Annotated in this window: 15 protein-coding genes, 1 tRNA gene and 1 pseudogene; 2 read left to right on the plus strand and 15 right to left on the minus strand. The window is 30.2% G+C overall.

From position 1 onward, the window contains the following. Positions 1–164: 164 nt before the first annotated feature. From ACA135_RS05690 to ACA135_RS05730, 9 genes and pseudogenes are all read right to left on the minus strand, one after another. On the minus strand, positions 165–2,261 hold the full coding sequence (locus ACA135_RS05690) for an acetate--CoA ligase family protein (protein ID WP_409197798.1): 2,097 nt from the start codon (positions 2,259–2,261) through the stop codon (positions 165–167). Positions 2,262–2,518: 257 nt separating this feature from the next. Next, positions 2,519–3,925, minus strand: coding sequence for a cysteine--tRNA ligase (cysS, locus tag ACA135_RS05695; RefSeq protein WP_409197799.1), 1,407 nt, complete (start codon positions 3,923–3,925; stop codon positions 2,519–2,521). A 103-nt stretch (positions 3,926–4,028) separates the two neighbouring features. Then, a tRNA-Cys gene (locus ACA135_RS05700) sits at positions 4,029–4,100 on the minus strand. A gap of 156 nt (positions 4,101–4,256) precedes the next feature. Then, positions 4,257–4,634: a transcriptional regulator gene (locus ACA135_RS05705; RefSeq protein WP_409197800.1), complete on the minus strand. Its 378-nt coding sequence runs from the start codon at positions 4,632–4,634 to the stop codon at positions 4,257–4,259. Between the two features lie 263 nt (positions 4,635–4,897). Continuing rightward, positions 4,898–5,587 (minus strand): annotated as a pseudogene (cysE, locus tag ACA135_RS05710) (serine O-acetyltransferase); the annotation flags it as partial. Positions 5,588–5,760: 173 nt separating this feature from the next. Further along, entirely contained in the window at positions 5,761–6,753 is a 993-nt protein-coding gene (gene cysK, locus ACA135_RS05715; protein WP_409197801.1) for a cysteine synthase A, read from the minus strand. Positions 6,754–7,015: 262 nt separating this feature from the next. Beyond that, positions 7,016–7,639 carry an endonuclease III domain-containing protein gene (nth, locus tag ACA135_RS05720; protein ID WP_409197802.1) on the minus strand — a complete coding sequence of 208 codons (624 nt, stop codon included), beginning with the start codon at positions 7,637–7,639 and terminating at the stop codon, positions 7,016–7,018. 11 nt (positions 7,640–7,650) lie between these two features. Further along, positions 7,651–8,967 (minus strand): 3-phosphoshikimate 1-carboxyvinyltransferase, encoded by a 1,317-nt coding sequence (aroA, locus tag ACA135_RS05725; protein ID WP_409197803.1) that lies wholly within the window; start codon positions 8,965–8,967, stop codon positions 7,651–7,653. A 72-nt stretch (positions 8,968–9,039) separates the two neighbouring features. Beyond that, positions 9,040–11,754, minus strand: coding sequence for a valine--tRNA ligase (locus ACA135_RS05730; RefSeq protein ID WP_409197804.1), 2,715 nt, complete (start codon positions 11,752–11,754; stop codon positions 9,040–9,042). Positions 11,755–12,017: 263 nt separating this feature from the next. Between ACA135_RS05730 and ACA135_RS05735 the strand changes: the two genes are divergently transcribed. Next, positions 12,018–12,374 (plus strand): hypothetical protein, encoded by a 357-nt coding sequence (locus tag ACA135_RS05735; protein ID WP_409197805.1) that lies wholly within the window; start codon positions 12,018–12,020, stop codon positions 12,372–12,374. A gap of 64 nt (positions 12,375–12,438) precedes the next feature. Next, positions 12,439–14,088, plus strand: a complete 1,650-nt coding sequence (gene pheT, locus ACA135_RS05740; RefSeq protein ID WP_409197806.1) for a phenylalanine--tRNA ligase subunit beta — start codon at positions 12,439–12,441, stop codon at positions 14,086–14,088. A gap of 20 nt (positions 14,089–14,108) precedes the next feature. Here pheT and ACA135_RS05745 read toward each other — a convergent pair whose 3' ends face one another. The 6 genes from ACA135_RS05745 to ACA135_RS05770 all read right to left on the minus strand — a co-directional run bounded on the left by ACA135_RS05745 (position 14,109) and on the right by ACA135_RS05770 (position 18,021). Next, a complete protein-coding gene (locus tag ACA135_RS05745) occupies positions 14,109–14,804 on the minus strand; it encodes a 4Fe-4S double cluster binding domain-containing protein (protein ID WP_409197807.1) in 696 nt (231 codons plus the stop codon). A 36-nt stretch (positions 14,805–14,840) separates the two neighbouring features. Next, positions 14,841–15,530, minus strand: a complete 690-nt coding sequence (locus ACA135_RS05750) for a 4Fe-4S double cluster binding domain-containing protein (protein ID WP_409197808.1) — start codon at positions 15,528–15,530, stop codon at positions 14,841–14,843. Positions 15,531–15,559: 29 nt separating this feature from the next. Next, the gene (locus ACA135_RS05755) at positions 15,560–16,246 is read right to left on the minus strand and encodes a hypothetical protein (RefSeq protein WP_409197809.1); all 687 of its coding nucleotides are present in this window, start codon (positions 16,244–16,246) and stop codon (positions 15,560–15,562) included. Positions 16,247–16,319: 73 nt separating this feature from the next. Next, positions 16,320–16,730, minus strand: a complete 411-nt coding sequence (locus ACA135_RS05760) for a C-GCAxxG-C-C family (seleno)protein (protein WP_409197810.1) — start codon at positions 16,728–16,730, stop codon at positions 16,320–16,322. Between the two features lie 80 nt (positions 16,731–16,810). After that, the gene (locus tag ACA135_RS05765; RefSeq protein ID WP_409197811.1) at positions 16,811–17,218 is read right to left on the minus strand and encodes a secondary thiamine-phosphate synthase enzyme YjbQ; all 408 of its coding nucleotides are present in this window, start codon (positions 17,216–17,218) and stop codon (positions 16,811–16,813) included. A 263-nt stretch (positions 17,219–17,481) separates the two neighbouring features. Continuing rightward, the gene (locus tag ACA135_RS05770) at positions 17,482–18,021 is read right to left on the minus strand and encodes a flavodoxin family protein (protein ID WP_409197812.1); all 540 of its coding nucleotides are present in this window, start codon (positions 18,019–18,021) and stop codon (positions 17,482–17,484) included. Positions 18,022–18,035 lie beyond the last annotated feature (14 nt).

Genomic DNA, 18,035 nt, shown 5'->3' on the forward strand with positions numbered 1-18,035 from the left:
AATTTTTTAAACATATGTTTTTTTATACAATTCTATAATAAGTATGAAACCTAATTATATTTAAGATTTTATATTTAATTTTTAGAAATGATTTTATAGAATTGTTAAATAATAATTATAATTTAAAAAAAAAAATAGAAAAAAAGTAAAAAATGGAAAAAGTTTTATAATTTAATTTTAATATCTAAAGCACTAGATCCGTTTTCATATACAAAGATAGGGTTAATATCTAATTCTGATATTTCTGGGAAATCTAGGGTTAAACGAGCAACACGTTTAATAGCATTACGTACACTATCCATATCTCCAGGAGCTTCTCCACGGAAACCTTTAAGTAATTCCACTACTTTTGTATTGTTTATTTGTTCATCGATTTCATCAGAAGTTAAACCACTAGCTAGTTTAAATGATGCGTCTTCAATAAGGTTAACATAAACTCCACCCATACCGAATGCTATCATTGGACCAAATTGTTCATCACGTATCATACCAACTAATACTTCAATACCAGAATCCATCATTTTTTGAACTTCAATTCCATCAGGTGTTATGTCTGGATGTGCTTTATTAGCATTTGCCATGATTTCATTAAAACTGTTTTCTGCTTCATCTCGAGTGGATATTCCTACTTGAACTCCACCAATATCGGATTTGTGTAAAATCTTATCAGATGCTATTTTTAAAACAACTGGGAATCCCATTTCTTCTGCAACATTTGCTGCTTCTTCTGGGGTTTTGGATAATATTATTGGTGCTGCTTCTATACCGTATTCTTTTGCAACAGCATATGCTTCACTACCAAGTAATGTATCTCTTCCATCTGCTTTTACTTTATTAAAGATTTCATTTACTTTATCTTTATTAACATCATTGATTTCTTGTATTGGATTATCATAGGTACGTTCTTGTACTGCATTGAATCTTTCAAGGAAATCCACTACTTTTACTGCTGTTTCTGGGAATACATATGTTGGTATGCTGTTTTTTCTAAGTAATTCATTAGCGTTATCGAAACTTGATCCACCCATGTTAACTACGATGATTGGTTTGTTGAATTCTTCATTACCTTCAAGTATAGCATTTGCTATTCCATCTGGGTCTGCAGATGCTGTTGGACATACCATAATTACTAAACTATCTACATCATCACTGCTTAAAACTATTTCTAGTGTTTCTTTGTATCTGCTTACTGGTGCGTCTCCTAAAACATCTATTGGGTTTTTAACGCTTCCTTCTTCAGGGACAGCTGCTTTAAGTTTTGCAGTGGTTTCTTCATCAAAGCTTACTAGGTTTAATCCATTTCTTTCCATAGCATCTACTGATACTACTCCTCCTCCACCTGCATTTGTTATTATTGCTAGGTTTCTACCTGTAGGTAGGGGACATTTACTGAATGCTAATCCTATATCAAATAATTCTGCCATGGTTTGTACACGGAATATTCCTGATTGTTTAAATGCTGTGTCAAATGCCACGTCACTTCCTGCTAATGCTCCTGTGTGTGAAGATGCTGCTGCAGCTCCTGCTTGTGAACTACCGGATTTTAGGATAATTACTGGTTTTTTACTTGAAACTTTTCTCATAGTTTCAATGAAGTTATGGTCTTGTGAAATACTTTCTAAGTAACATATTACAACTGCTGTTTCAGGATCATCTGCTAAGTATTGGATACATTCTAATTCAGTTACTCCTGCTTTATTTCCTATACTTATAACTTTACTGAATCCTATTCCGGCAGTTATACTCCAATCTATTATTGCTACCATCATAGCTCCACTTTGGCTGAGGAATGCTATGTTTCCTTTTGGTGGCATCATTTGTGAGAATGAACCATTTAATGGTGTGTGGGAATCTGTAATTCCTAAACTATTTGGCCCTATTAAACTTATATCGTACTCGTTTGCTAGGCGGACTAGTTCTTCTTCTAATTTTACTCCTTCTCCACCGATTTCTTTAAATCCTGCAGTTATAACTACTACATTTTTTACTCCTAATTCTCCACATTGTTTTACTGAAGGATTTACTGCTTTGGAAGGTACGACTACTACAACAAGATCTGGTACGGTTGGACATTGTGTTACATCAGTATATGTTTTTAGTCCTAATATTTCTCCACCTTTTGGATTGATTGGGTAAATTTCTCCTTTGTAACCATCTTCTATTAGGTTACTGACTACTATGTGCCCAACTTTATCGGGGGTATTTGATGCTCCAATGACACCTACACTATCTGGTTTAAACATCTTTTCAAGATCTCTCATAAGTTAAACTCCTTATTATTATATTTTTGTTTAAAATAATTATAGAATAATACTTCAAAAATAATCAATTGAAGTCAAATATCGATTTTAATACATTTTTGTATATTTTTTTATATTTATAATGATAAATAATTATAAATTACTATTAATAAATTAATTTATTATAATATATAAATATTTTTATTTAAATAAAAAAAGAAGAATAAGAAAAGAAAATTAAAAATAAACCTTAAAAAAAGGAGATAAAAAAATGATATTTAACTATCATTAACTTCAATACCATGACTATTTAATTCATCACGAATTTCATCAGATAATTCATATTGTTTATTTTCTCGTAATTTTTCACGAATACTTAAAATAATTTCAAGTAAATCATCACTATCAGAATCAGTTTTACCTGAATCAGTAATATTTAAGTCTATACCGAAAATATAACTTATACTATTAAACCATTTTTTAATTGTTAAAAGATTACTAATTGAATAAGTGTTTAAATCATTAATTTCTTTTATAAATTCGAAAATAGAACTTATAGCTTTAGGAGTGTTGAAATCATCATCCATTGCTTCAAAGAAACTATCCATAATAGTAGATGGTAATTCATCATTTTGATTAGCATTGACGATTTTATCAGTTAATTCATCAGAATCTTCAAATTCCTCGGTTAATAATGTATTTAATGAATCTACAAATGTTTGTATTTTATTTAAACTTTTTTCTGCTTGATGAAGGGAGTCTTTACTGAAATCTATTGGACTTCTGTAATGAGTGGATAATACAAAGAATCGGAAAACATTTGCATCCCAATCTTTTAGTAATTCTCTAATTGTTATGAAGTTTCCAAGACTTTTACTCATTTTTTCCCCAGATACATTTAAAAATCCTGTATGCATCCAATAACGGACTAATGGTTTTTTCCCACTTACAGCTTCGATTTGTGCAATTTCTGCTTCATGATGTGGGAATATTAAATCTAAACCTCCACCGTGAACATCATATTGTGGTCCAAAGTAATGTTCAGTAATAGCAGTATCTTCTATATGCCATCCAGGTCTTCCTTTACCCCAAGGTGAATCCCATTTAGGTTCTCCCTCGAATTCTGGTGCTTCTCGTTTTTTCCATAAAACGAAATCATTTGGGTTGTGTTTTTCTGTGTTTGCTATATCTCTATGGGATTCTAATTCATCTATTTTACGATTTGATAATTTACCGAAGTCTTCAAATTTATCTATGTTATAGTATACTCCATCTTCAGTTTCATATGCATAACCTTTCTTTATTAAACGAGTGATTTGGTCTATGATTTCATCCATATGATCTGTTGCTCGTGCAAATAAGTTGACTTTATGAACATTTAATGAGTGCATATCTTCTATGAATCTTTTTTCATATTTTTTAGCTAGAGTACTTGAGTCTATTCCTATTTCTTTAGAACGATTAATGATTTTATCATCAATATCAGTGATGTTTTCAATATAGAAGACACTGTACCCTGAATATTCTAAGTATCTTTTAATTGTATCAAATGAGATATAGGTTCTTCCATGACCTATGTGTGCATCATCGTATACTGTAGGGCCACAGACAAAAAGTTTGACTCTATTGTTGTTTATTGTTTTTAAGTCTTGTTTTTCTCTTGTCATTGTACTGTATACTTTCACTTTTTCTAAATCTCCTTTTATTATTAAAATTGATTATTTATATTAGAATAAAAAATTTTTTTAAAAATTAGTAAATATATATAAAATTTGTATTTATTATGAGAGGCAAGAGAGGGATTCGAACCCCCGTATCATGGTCTGCAGCCACGCACCTAAGCCGCTCGGTCATCTTGCCATTGAAAAATTAAAATATCATATAAAATAAGATACAATCTATATTCTGATTATCATCTTATAAATAGTTTTTGGAAAATGGAAAAAATTTCTCCCTTAATTTAAAAAAAATATTTTATATTAAAATGGGAAAAATGAAAAAATTTATTTCTATTTTTTAATCTTCTAAATCAGATCCTAAACATGCATGACATTCCCAGTTAACATCTCCTTTAGTTTTATGGATTTGACAGAGAATATCTTCTGCTTTAATTTTTTTACAAATATTACAAGTTCTAGGAATAATATCAAATTTAGTTGCATTTTCATCATATAAATCTTGAGCAAAACTTTGTATTAACTGATTTACTTCATCACTAAACTCTATCCCACTACCTCTTTTATCTGTAATGTATTGTGATACGGCTGGTTGAGTTATATCCATAAGTTCTGAAATCTTTTTCTGTTTCATACCTAAGGTTAATAAATCTTTTGCAAGCTCTGATCTTATAGCTGGTATTACATACCATACTACCATTTCACATGGGGGTTTCATTATCTCTCTTCTCCTTTTATATTATTTTCCTATAATCTATATCTTAATGATTCAATTTTATCTTCTAAATCTTTTATTTCTTGTTCTAATTCATTTTGATGAACTAATAACTTATTTATTAAATCTGCAACAGTATCATAATCTTGTGAATCATCTGAGACTTCTGAATTATCTTTTCTAAATATTTCTTTATATGATTTTTTAGGTTTTGATTTTTTATCTTTAAAAATAACTTTATCTGCATCTATCTCGTCACATTCTGTTTGGAAAACATCTTCAAGATTGGGTTCTGTGTCTAATCTATTTACAGGTAAGTTTTGTTTAAGATCTAATTCTGCGATTTGTTCTTCTAATTCGTTTTGTCTTTTAAGTAATAAGTCTATTATATCTGCTACTGGATCTGGTAGTTTTGCATGTTCTAAAAGTAATGCTGGTTCTCTTTTTTGTTTAACAATTCTACCTGGAATTCCAACACATGTTGCACCTGCAGGTACATCTTTTAGGACTACTGAACCTGCACCTATTTTTGCACCATTACCAATGTTTATATCACCCATTACTTTAGCTCCAGAGCCTACTACTACTTCATCACCAATTGTTGGATGTCTTTTTCCTTTAGATAAACTAGTTCCTCCAAGAACTACTCCTTGGTATAATAAAACATCATTTCCTATTATTGTAGTTTCTCCTATTACTACTCCCATCCCATGGTCTATGAAGAATCTTTTCCCAATTGTTGCTCCTGGGTGTATTTCTATTCCAGTAAAGAATCGTCCCATATTGGAGAAGAATCTTCCAAGTTGGTAGTGATTTTTTTTCCATAACCAGTGGGATAGTTTATACCACCATAGTGCGTGAAGTCCAGGATATGAGAAGAATATTTCTATATTATTTCTTGCAGCAGGGTCTCTTTCTTTAACTGCTCTCATATCTTCTTTTAGCCCTTCAAACATTATTTAGTTTCTCCACAAATATTTTTGTATTTTAATTAAATTTTATTTATTTATAGTTAATTTTTAAATTTTTAAATATAAATAACTATTGTTAAAAAAAATAAATTATTTTAAAATAAAATATAAAAAAAGAGGAAAAAAAAGTGGGGAGGGAGGGTTTTTATGGGTTTTCTTTATTGTTTGAAGATTTCTGGATATTCTTGGTAGATGTCTTTAAATAACCAGTCTACGGATAAGTATCTTTCACCTGTATCAGGTAAGATTGCTACTATTGTTTTTCCTTTGTTTTCTGGTCTTTTAGCTAATTGTATTGCTGCATATGTTGCTGCACCTGAGGATATTCCTGCAAGTATTCCTTCCTCTTTAGCTAGTTTAAGTAAGGTGGATCCTGCATCTTCATCTTTTACTGGGAAAATTTCATCTACTAATTCTGGTTTGAAGATTCCTGGTATGAATCCTGGTCCGATTCCTTGGATTTTATGTGCTCCTTTTTCACCTTTACCTAAGGTTTGACTTGTTTGGGGTTCTACTGCAACTGCTTTAAATCCTGGTTTTTCTTTTTTTAATACTTCAGATATTCCGATTAATGTTCCACCAGTTCCTGCTGCTGATACTAATATATCTACTCCATTGTTGGTGTCTCTTAATAGTTCTTGTGCTGTTGTTTCTGAGTGTACTTTTGGGTTGAATTTGTTATTGAATTGTTGTGGTATTACTGCATTTGGGATTTCTTTTGCTAGTTCTTCTGCTTTTGCTACTGCTCCTCCCATTCCTTCAGATCCTGGTGTTAGTACTATTTCTGCACCGAATAGTGCGAGTAATTTTTTACGTTCTATAGACATTGTTTCTGGCATGGTGAGTATTAATCTGTAATTTTTTGCTGCAGATACGAATCCTAAAGCGATTCCTGTGTTTCCACTTGTTGGTTCTATGATTACTGAATCTGGTTTGATTAGTCCTTCTTTTTCACCATATTTTATCATTGCCACTCCAACGCGATCTTTCACACTGCTTACTGGGTTGAATGATTCTATTTTAACTAGTACTTCTGCTTCTAATCCTTCAGTTAGTTTGTTCAATCTTACTAGTGGTGTGTTTCCAATTGTTTCTGTAATATCGTTTGCTATTCCTCTTGTTAGTTCTGGTATGTTTAAATCATTTGTCATTATTAGTATGCTCCTATTAGTTTTATATTTTTTTGAAAAGTGAATTAATTATTTTTAATTATATCTTGTATTTGTTTTTTTATAATTAAAAAAATTTTTATTAATTGAAATCTTTTATTTTATTGGGTTATATAATTTTGATAGTTTATTTCTATAAAAATATAACTATTGTTATATAACTATTGTTATATTATTTTTTTATGCTTATAAACTTAACCCTAAAAAAAATATTAAAAAAATTTAAACCTTAAAAAAAAATAGTTTAACCATTATCAAAAGCACATAATCCAATTAAAGGACAATCACCACATTGAGGAGAAGTAGGTTTACAAATAGTTTGACCAAACTGAACCATAATATCATTCAACTCAATCCACATATCCTTAGGAACAATCTTCATTAACTCTAATTCAGTTTGTTCTGGTTTACTAGTATCAACTAAACCCCAACGATTACTAATACGATGAACATGAGTATCAACAGGAATAGCAGGTTTACAAAACGCGAAAACTAAAACACAATTAGCAGTCTTACGACCAACACCAGGTAAATCCAATAATTCCTTCATATTATCAGGTACCACACCATCATACTCATCAATGATAATCTGTGAAACCTCTTGAATTCTAGCTGCTTTAACATGATAAAAACCAGCAGGATGAACTAATTCCTCTATATCTTCAACTGGTGCATTAGCAACACTATTAATATCAGGGTATTTATTAAATAAATTAGCAGTAGCTTGATCTGTGTTTTCATCACGTGTTCTTTGAGAAAGAATAGTTCTGATTAAAACCTTATAAGGATCTTTACCCTCAAAAATTCTTATAGTATAAATCTCTTTTAATCTTTTAAAAATTTCAATAACTTGTTCAGTTTTATCCATAAAAACACTCCTTATTTTAGTTCTAATTCTACTCCAATTTCACCCATACTAGTTAAAAAGTTAGGATATGAAACATTGAAAACTTCACCATCTTTAATAGTGATATTATGTTTTAAACCTATTAAAGTAAAAGCCATAGCTAAACGATGATCCATATGGGATTCTACTATACCATCATTTACTCCACCATGGATAAGCATACCATCTTCAAATTCAACAAGTTTTACACCTAATTTTTTAAGTTCCATACAACTAGTTGCAATACGATCAGTTTCCTTCAAACGACCATGTTTAACACCTGTAATAAGAGTATCTCCACTTGCAAGACATCCTAATGCTGCAACAGTTAAAATCAAATCAGGAGCATTAGAAAGGTTAACTTCAACTCCTTTTAATTCACCATTAGACTGTATAGTAACACTATCATCATTTGATTCTATTTTACATCCCATTTTAGCTAAAATATTTAAGATATATTTATCTCCTTGTTTAGAATCCTTAAAAAGATTACCAATAGTGATTTCACCACCACAAATTGCACAGGCTGCAAGTAAATAGGAAGCACTAGAATAATCTCCTTCTACTTGATAGTTTATTCCATGATAATAAGATGATGGTATTTGGAATTTGTTTATACTACAAGATTTAACTGTTTTATCACAATCTTCATGTTTATTTACTTCAAACTCTTCGATTTTAACACCGAATTTTTCCATAATATCAATTGTCATATTAACGTATGGTTTACTTACAAATTCTGGTAAAACAGATAAACACACACCATCTTTGGATAATGGTGCAGATATTAATATACTTGAGATGAATTGAGAACTAATATTTCCTGGAATACTTGTTTTACCACCAATATAACCAGGATAAACTTTTATAGGTGCCTTACCATTATCATTAATGGATTCTGTTTTCACACCTAAATCATCTAAAGCATTTAATAATGGATTCATAGGTCTTGTGAGTAATGAATCATCACCAGAAAACTGTACAGTATTATCAGATAAACCTGCAATTGATGTTAAAAGACGTAAGCTTGTTCCAGAATTACCTAAATCAATAAAATCTTTAGATGTATTATGTAATTTACCACCTGTCCCTATAATTTGGATGTGGTCTTTTTTGTTAATGATTTTTGCACCTAAACTTTCACATGCATTTATAGTTGATTTAACATCTTCAGATAAAAGAACATTATATAATTTACTTTCACCTTTTGCAAGTGATGCTAAAATTACTGCTCTATGACTGTAACTTTTACTTGATGGAGCTTTAACTTTCCCTTGGATTTTATAAACATTTTTAACTTTAAGAATCATAAAAAGAAACCCCTGCACTTTTAACTTCTATATAAAAAAAAGAGTAATAATGGGAAAAAATATTTAAATTTTTTATTTTATTACTTCTAAAATAACATCTAAATCTTTAGAGTGGAAGACATCTACTTTTTGACCAGATTCACCTTGAACTTCTTTTTCAATTCGTAAATCATCAATTACTACAGGTTTATCAGCAATAATGATTTCACCTTCACTTTCTAATTTACTTGCAATACTATCAGGATCATTAGATTTAATATATCCAATTACTTTTCCAGCATCACCTTTAAATTTAGGTCCAATTTTACTCATATCTGGTTCTATTTCAATTACTTTCTCATGAACTTCAGGTTTTCCAGATTTAATATTTAATTGGCCAATTTTTAAGGTTCCTTTAATATCATCAAAGAATTCATTGAATATTCCAGTTAAATCCTTATTATCAGTATAAACATTTACTGTGTTTAATGGTTGGTTTAATGCTATTTTATTTGAAGATTTAAATCTTCTAATTTCACTTATTAAGTTAATAGCAGTATCACCAGTTGTTAAATTAGTTTCACTGGTTCCTTCTTCTAAACTTGGCCAAAGTTGATTATGAATACTTTCATCAGTATTGAAGTATTGGTAGACTTCTTCTGTAAAGTATGGAGTGATTGGTGCAAGAATCTTTAAAGTATCTTCAATTACATTATGTAATGTGTATTTTGCAGCTTTTCTAGATTCTTCAGTGATGTCATCATTGTATAATCTGTATTTTACTGCTTCTATGTACTCATCACAGAAATCATGCCATACAAAGTCTTCAATAGTGTTTATTACAGTTGCATAATCATAAGTAAGGTATGCTTCATCACAAACTTTATTTACATTGTTTAATTTAGAGAGTATCCATTTATCAGTAGGGTTTAAATTATTAACACTATCTGGACTTATTTCTTCATCAAATATGTGCATGCTTATGAATCTGAAAGCATTCCAGAATTTTCTTATGAATTTATAACCATATTTTATATCATTCCAATCAAATGCCACATCTGAACCAGGTATACTGTTTGCGGCCCATGTACGTATAGCATCTGCACCATATTTACTAACTACTTCATCAGGTGCTATTACATTTCCACGAGATTTACTCATTTTAAATCCATCTTCACCAAATACCATACCATTTATAACTATTTCAGAAAATGGTTTTTCACCTGTAAGTGCTAAACTTCTAAGTATTGTGTAGAAGGCCCATGTACGAATAATATCATGTCCTTGTGGACGAATATTACTTGGGAAACATTCTTTATATGATGGGTCTGGCCATCCTGCAATAGATAATGGACTTATTGAACTATCCATCCATGTATCAAGTACATCTGTTTCTCCAATAAACTCAGTTGATCCACATTCACATGGATGTTTTGGTTTATCTACTGTTGGGTCTACTGGTAAATCTTCTGCATCTGGTAGGTGGACTTTTCCACATTTTTTACAATACCATACTGGTATAGGTGTTGCGAAAAGTCTTTGACGGGATATACACCAATCCCATTCCATATTATCAGCCCAATTTAATAGACGTGATTCCATGTGTTTTGGTACCCAGTTAATTTCATTTGATGCTTTTTTGGTTTCATCTATTAATTTTCTAACTGCAATGAACCATTGTTTTTTCACTAATATTTCTATTGGTGTTTTACATCTCCAGCATCTTCCAACATTTTGTTCTACATCTTCTTGTTTTATTAAGTATCCTTCTGATTTTAAATCTTGGATGGTTGCTTCTGCACATTCAGGGAGGGTTAATCCTTCATATTTTCCACCTGCACTGGTTATGATTCCTTGTTCAGAGATTGCTACTATAATATCTAAATCATACTTGTTTACCCATGCTACATCCGTTTTATCCCCAAAGGTACATACCATTACTGCACCAGTACCATATTCAGGGTCTACTTCTGTATCTGCTATGATTTTCACTTTTTGACCTGATAATGGTACTTCCACGTATTTATCTAATAATTGGTTGTATCTTTCATCATCTGGATGTATTACTACTGCTACACATGCCATCATTAGTTCTGGACGTGTAGTTGCAATAAGTATACCTTCATCTTCTGGGTTTGCGTGTTCACCATTTGCTGGGACGTAGGAGTTTCCTTCAGGTTTATCTTTCACTTCTGCTGGTGGGAAGTTCACATAATTTAATTTAGTTACATTATCCCCATATTCTACTTCTGCAAATGCTATAGCTGTTTCGCATCTAGGACACCAGTTAACTGGGTGTATTCCCCGGTAGATTAATCCTTGATTATACATTTTAAGGAAACTGTATTGTGTTCTTCTCTTATACTCAGGGGTCATGGTGACGAATTCCCTACTCCAGTCTTGTGAGAATCCTAAGCTTTTCATTTGTTTTTTCATCTTTGCAATGTTTTCTGTTGTTAAATCAACACACATTTGACGGAAATCTTGTAGGGCCACATCATTCTTTTTAATGTGATGTGTTTCTTCTACTTTTACCTCTGTTGGTAATCCATGACAATCCCATCCTTGAGGGAACAGTACATCGTTTCCTTTTTCTCTTCGGTATCTTGCATTGAAATCAATATATGCCCAGTTTAATACATGACCTAAGTGTATGTTTCCTGTTGGATATGGTGGTGGAGTGTCTATTATGTATCTTGGACGTGTTCCGTCTCCTATGAATTTATATATTTCTTCATCATCCCATTTTTTTTGCCATTGGGCTTCGTTTTTATGGTTATAATCTTTTGGAATATCCCTTTCTGTCATAAATTTTCTCCCATATTTTTAAAAATAAAAAATTTTTTTTTTAATTAGTATTAATTATAATATTATAATGTATTTTTTGTATTTCTTATTTAATATAATATTATGATAAATATTTATAAGGGATTATTAAAAATTCTGTATTTTGGGTATAAATTTATAAATAAAGGAAAAATCATAGATACTTATAATATAAAAAAATTTTTTTTATATCAATAAATAATTAATTATAATTTAATAAAAAAATTTTAAGGATTAAAGTAAAAATGAATATGTTATGGTTTTGGATTCCAGTAGTATTAGCTATTAGTGATGAAATCCATGGAAGAATTGTGTGGAAAATAGGTCATGATTTTTACATTGTTCTTGGAGGAATAATCAAAAAAACATTAACTTCAGCAGTGCAAACCTGGTTAGTTCATGAAGTCTTAGAATCAATATTCCATTTCCTTGTACTTACTATAGTGTTCCAATCATTCCAAATTGGAATTTTAGGAGGATTAATACATTTAACCTTAGATATAGCTCACAGTGCAGTGCCTTATCATATACCTCCACTTGCACATAGAGCATTACACTTTGTCATTGAAGCATTATTCTTCATGGCAATATACGGATTATAAAAACCCACAATTTAAGAGGGTTTTTTTACTTTTTTATTAGAAATTTTATGGAGAAAACAATAAAATGCCAGTAATAACATTTGAATATGATGATTTAAAAGAATTCGGAATCAGTATTGAAAAAGATAAATTAATAAACATAATACCTATGATGGGAAGTGACATAGAAGATCATGATGATAATGAAATCAAAGTAGAATTCTTCCCAAACCGGCCAGATAATTTAAGCGTTCCAGGAGTTGCAAGATCACTAAAAGGATTCCTAAACCTAGAAACAGGCTTACCTGAATATGAGGTTTCTGGTTCTCTTGAGAAGGTATATGTAAGTGAAGAAGTAAGTGAAATCAGACCATATATAGCATTTGCTAAAATTGAAGGTGTGAATTTTAAGGGTAATAAATTAAAACAAGTAATGGACTTTCAAGAAAACCTTCACTGGGTAATCGGTCGGGATCGTAAAAAAGTAGCTATTGGTATTCATAATGCAGATGTAATTAATTCTCCATATAATTATATTGCAACAGAAAAAAATGAACACAAATTCATACCCCTCGAAGAAACAAAACCAATGAGTCCTGAGGAAATACTTGAAAATATTGAAAAAGGAAGTAAATATGCACACTTAATTGATAAGTTTAGTAAATATCCTTTAATACTTGATAAGGATGATCAAATTTTAAGTATGCCTCCAATAATTAATGGGGAATTAACTAAATTAACTGAAGATACTTGTAATATTCTTGTTGATGTTACAGGTACAGATGAGAAAGCTGTAAATCAAAGTTTAAACATTATTTGCAGTAGTTTTGCAGAAGAAGGAGGGGAAGTTAAAAGTGTTGAAGTAATCTATAACGATAAAACTATTACTACTCCAGATTTAAGTCCAAAAACTAAGGAAGTTCACCTTTCAACTGCAAATGATTTAATAGGAATAAACATCACTCTTGATGAGGCGGAAAAATTATTAGCACAAGCTAGAATGGACTCAGAAAAAATTGATGATGATACTTTACTTGTGAAAATACCATCTTATCGTACTGATATTCTTCATGAATATGATATAGTGGAAAATATTGCAATACAATATCGTATAAATGAGGTGAAACCTGCATTACCTGAACTTTCAACTGTAGCATATGAACATGATTGGTTTAAATCTGATAAAACTTTAAGAGAAATAATGATTGGACTTGGATATCAGGAAATAATGAGTTTAATGTTAACAAGTGAAACCAGTCATTATGAGAAGATGAATCGTAGTGAGGATAGTCATGTGGAAGTTTCTAAACCTATCACTATTGATGGAACTATGATTAGAAAAAGTTTAATTAATACTTTAATGGAATTTTTAGAAGATAATAAACATCAAGATTTACCTCAAAAAATATTTGAAATAGGAGACATCTTATATTTAGATGAATCTGAACCATTAAAGGTTAGACCAAGTAAAAAGCTTTCAGCTTTAAGTTGCCATACAAGTGCTAACTTTACAGAAGCTAAATCCTTAACTTTAAGTGTACTCGGTAATCTTGGATACGGTGTGGAAATTGGTGAATCAGAGGATCCAAGTTTCATTCCTGGAAGAGTAGCTAGTGTTAAAGGTACTAGTAATAATGGTGAAATCAAGGGAGTGTTTGGTGAATTATCTCCTGAAGTTATTACTAATTTTGAACTTGAATACCCAGTTGTGGGATTTGAAATAGAATTCCTCTAAAAACTTTTTTTTACTCTTTTTTATTTTAATTCTTTTTTTAAATATTTAACTGTAAATGGACAGACTACTATACATTTACCACAATAGTAATGGTCTATGCCAGTTTTAAGGATAGATAATTCTAAAGCTTTATCCCCACACTTCTTTTGATTGTATAATTCATTCCGGTCTACTCCTTCATGCCAATCCACTCCAGTACAAGCATCCCCTGGACATGCTTTTACACATGCATCACATTCGCCACAATATGATTGTTTTACTGGTTTTCCAAAATCTAATGGTGCATCAGTATAAATACTTGCTATACGTACAGCTGAACCATAATGAGGATTAACAAGTAAGGCACATTTACCTATCCAACCTAAACCTGCATGAGTTGCAGCAGTTTTATAAGGAATTTTACTTCTTTTATCATCCTCAACTACTGTTCGAGGTTTAGTTTGACCATAAGCATTATACCCCTCTTTTTTCAGGAAATCCTCACCAGCCAATAAGATATCATCAAGGATATCATTGATTTCTAATAATTTATCTATATAAATTTTTGTTGGATATTCTTGTATAGTGTTTATTATTTCTGCTGGAAACTTGATTAGGATACTTACAGCATTTGGCATAGTGTCAGGTACATTTTCTAAGCCTTTAAGATTTGCAAACCCTACCTCTGTTGCACCTTTTGATATTAATAATTCTTTTAAATCTGTTGATAAACTCATAAATTTTATTACTCCTCATAATTTATTTTTTAATAATTATTTTTCTACATATCTTTGAGTATTAGGACATACAGAAATACATTTACTGCAAACTTTAACATTGGGATTATGGAATTCATTTTCTGCAAGTTCCTCTAAAACATTTAAACATTTTTTATATTCAAATAAATCATTACGTTCCAATTTAGGATTCCATGTTAAACCTGTTATTGCATCAGCTGGACAATTATCTTGACATATTCTACACATACCACATAAAGAAGTAGTTATTGGTTTATTAAAATCTAAGGGTGCATTAGTTAAGATTGTTATTAATCTTACTGCTGAACCATATTTAGGTGTTATGAATAGTGCGGATTTACCAATCCAACCAAGACCTGATCGTGTAGCAACTGTTTTAAATGGAATTAAAGTTATTTTATTATCTGGTACTGATACTCTTTCTTTAGTTAAAGCATAAGCTTTATAACCCTTATTTTTTAAGAATTCTTCCCCTTTAAGGGCAAGTTCATCTAATATTGGATATGAATTATCATATTCTTTTAAATATTCTTTTTTACCTTTAACCTCTATTGATTTAATTGCTTCTTTAGATAATTTAATAAGTATTGATATTCCATTAGGCATGTCATTTGGCACATTTTTTATTCCTTTAAGATTTGCAAACCCTACACCTGTTGCACCTTTTGATATTAATAATTCTTTTAAATCTGTTGATAAACTCATAAAAATAGTATGCTCCCTTTTATTTTTTTTTATTTTATATAGTTTTGAGTTTTTGGACAAACATACACACATTGGCTGCATAACTCAAAACCTTCATCTTGTGATTGTTTTTTACTTAATTTTTTTAAATGTTTTAAACATTTTTTATGATTAAATAATGTGTCACTACTTGTATTAGTATTCCATAATATACCATTTATTGCACCTGGTTTACAGGAATCCCTGCATTCTGTACACATTCCACATAAACTTGCTTTAACAGGTTTAGCATAAGTTAATGGTGCACTTGTTAGGATTGTTATTAATTTAATTGCTGAACCATAATCAGGGTTTATTAATAAGCAGGATTTTCCAATCCATCCTAAACCTCCACGAGTTGCAACCTCTTCAAAGGATATTTGACTTGCATTATCTTCTGTAATAGATAATTTATCACTTGTTAATGCTTCTGCTTTATAACCTTTAGATTTTAAATATTCTTCACCTTTAAGTGCTATTTTATCTAATATCTTATCTAAACCTTTATATTCCTCAATATATTTGGTATTGTTTTTAGTGTTAATTGATTTAATTGCTTCTTTAGATAATTTAACAAAAATAGAAACTCCTGAAATGTATCCTGATGGGACATTGTTTACTCCTTTAAGGTTTGCAAATCCAACACCTGTTGCGCCTTCACTTTTTAATAAATTTATTAAATCCTTTGATAATGACATGACCCTCATAATCCTTTTTAAAAGTAGTTTTAGTATAAAAAAAATAGTAAATGAAAAAAAATAATTTAATTTTTTATAATTCATTGTATAATTGTGCGAATTTTTCACCAATAAATGCACAACATGGATCACAAATAGTTTTATCTTCACCATTATGAGTTAATTTTCCACATTGAAGTGTGGTGAATTCGTCTTGGAAGAATTTAAGTAATTGTTTACTTAATGCAACATTCATTTTAGGATCATTTGGATATATTAATCCTAAAGCGATTATTGCACCAGTTAATGCTCCACAAGTACCTTCATCAAAGGTTCCACCGATTCCACCAGAAAATCCTTTACCTAAACTTAATAATTCTTCTTCACTTAATTTACAGTCAACTGTTGTGCATATTCCAGTTAAAACTGATTGTGAACAACTTTTACCATTATCTCGATAGTTTTGTATTTTATCAGTTAATTGTTTTGAATCTATTTTACCCATAATTAATCACCTATCACATAAAATTCATTGTATAATATTTTTATTCTTTTTATTAATTAAAAATTTCTAAAATAAAATTTTTAGTTTATTATGGTTAGGATTATTTCACGATTTGTTCTTGGTCCATCTAATTCTATAAAGAAAATTGATTGCCAAGTTCCAAGTAATAGTTTATTGTCCTTAAAAGGTATTGTTTGTGAAGATGATAAAAATAAGCTTTGTAAATGTGAACGAGCATTATTATCTATGCTGTTATGATGGTAATCCTTATTTTCGGGTATTAAATTGTTTAAGGTGTTTTTGAAATCTTTTATTAGGCCTGTTTCGTTTTCATTAATGATTATTGCTGATGTGGTGTGTTTTGTGTAAATATTTATTAAACCATCACATAGTTCTTGGTTTTCAAGATATTCATTTACCTTTTTTGTTATATCAATGATTTCAAATTGTTTTTTAGTGTTTATTTTAATAGTTTCCATTATTGTCATAATAATGTTTTATTATTTTTTATAGGTTTTAAAAATTACTCACACATAGTAAATGGTTTTTATGGTTAATATTTTATTATGTTTAAATTAAACTTAAGCTTAATAATTAAATTAGATTAAGTGTAAAACTAGTGTTTTAATAAAGAGTAAAATGTTTATTTAGAAAGAGCATTAAAAATTTGAAGTTTTAACTAAGTTAAGATAGATTGATATATAATAGAAAAATAGAAAAAGAGAAAAAAGTATAGGAAATAAGATTTTTTTTATAATGCTTTTCCTATTTCAAATGCTTCTTTCATTTTATCCTCAGATTCTTTTATGGGACCTGGTTCTTGAATTCCACCAGCATCTAAAGTGCTTACTACATCCCAACCAGTATGACCGAATGGTGATGCTTTAGTAGCTTCAATATAAGCATCATATACACCAGTTGGTGCCTCATGAGTGAATACAAGTACTGCTTTTCCATTGAATTCTTTTTGTGGGTTTCTACTTACACTATAGAATCTGTCAGTTATGAGTTTTCCTTGAGCTGACATTTGACCATAATAGATTGGTGTTGTGAAAATTAATACATCAGTATCTAAAAGATCATCAATGATTTTTGCCCCATCATCCTCGACTTTACAGTCTATACCATCACCACAGTGACCACATGCATGACATGGTTCAACATCTAATTCATCAATATAATATTTAGTGACTTCTGCACCGTTTTCTTCTGTTCCTTTAATTATTTCATCTACAAGAACATCCCCGTTTCCACCTTTACGTGGACTTGCAATTATTGCTGTTACTTTCATAACTATTAATACCT

This window comes from Methanobrevibacter acididurans, assembly GCF_046197875.1.
In the GTDB taxonomy this organism is placed as follows: Archaea; Methanobacteriota; Methanobacteria; order Methanobacteriales; family Methanobacteriaceae; genus Methanobrevibacter_A; species Methanobrevibacter_A acididurans.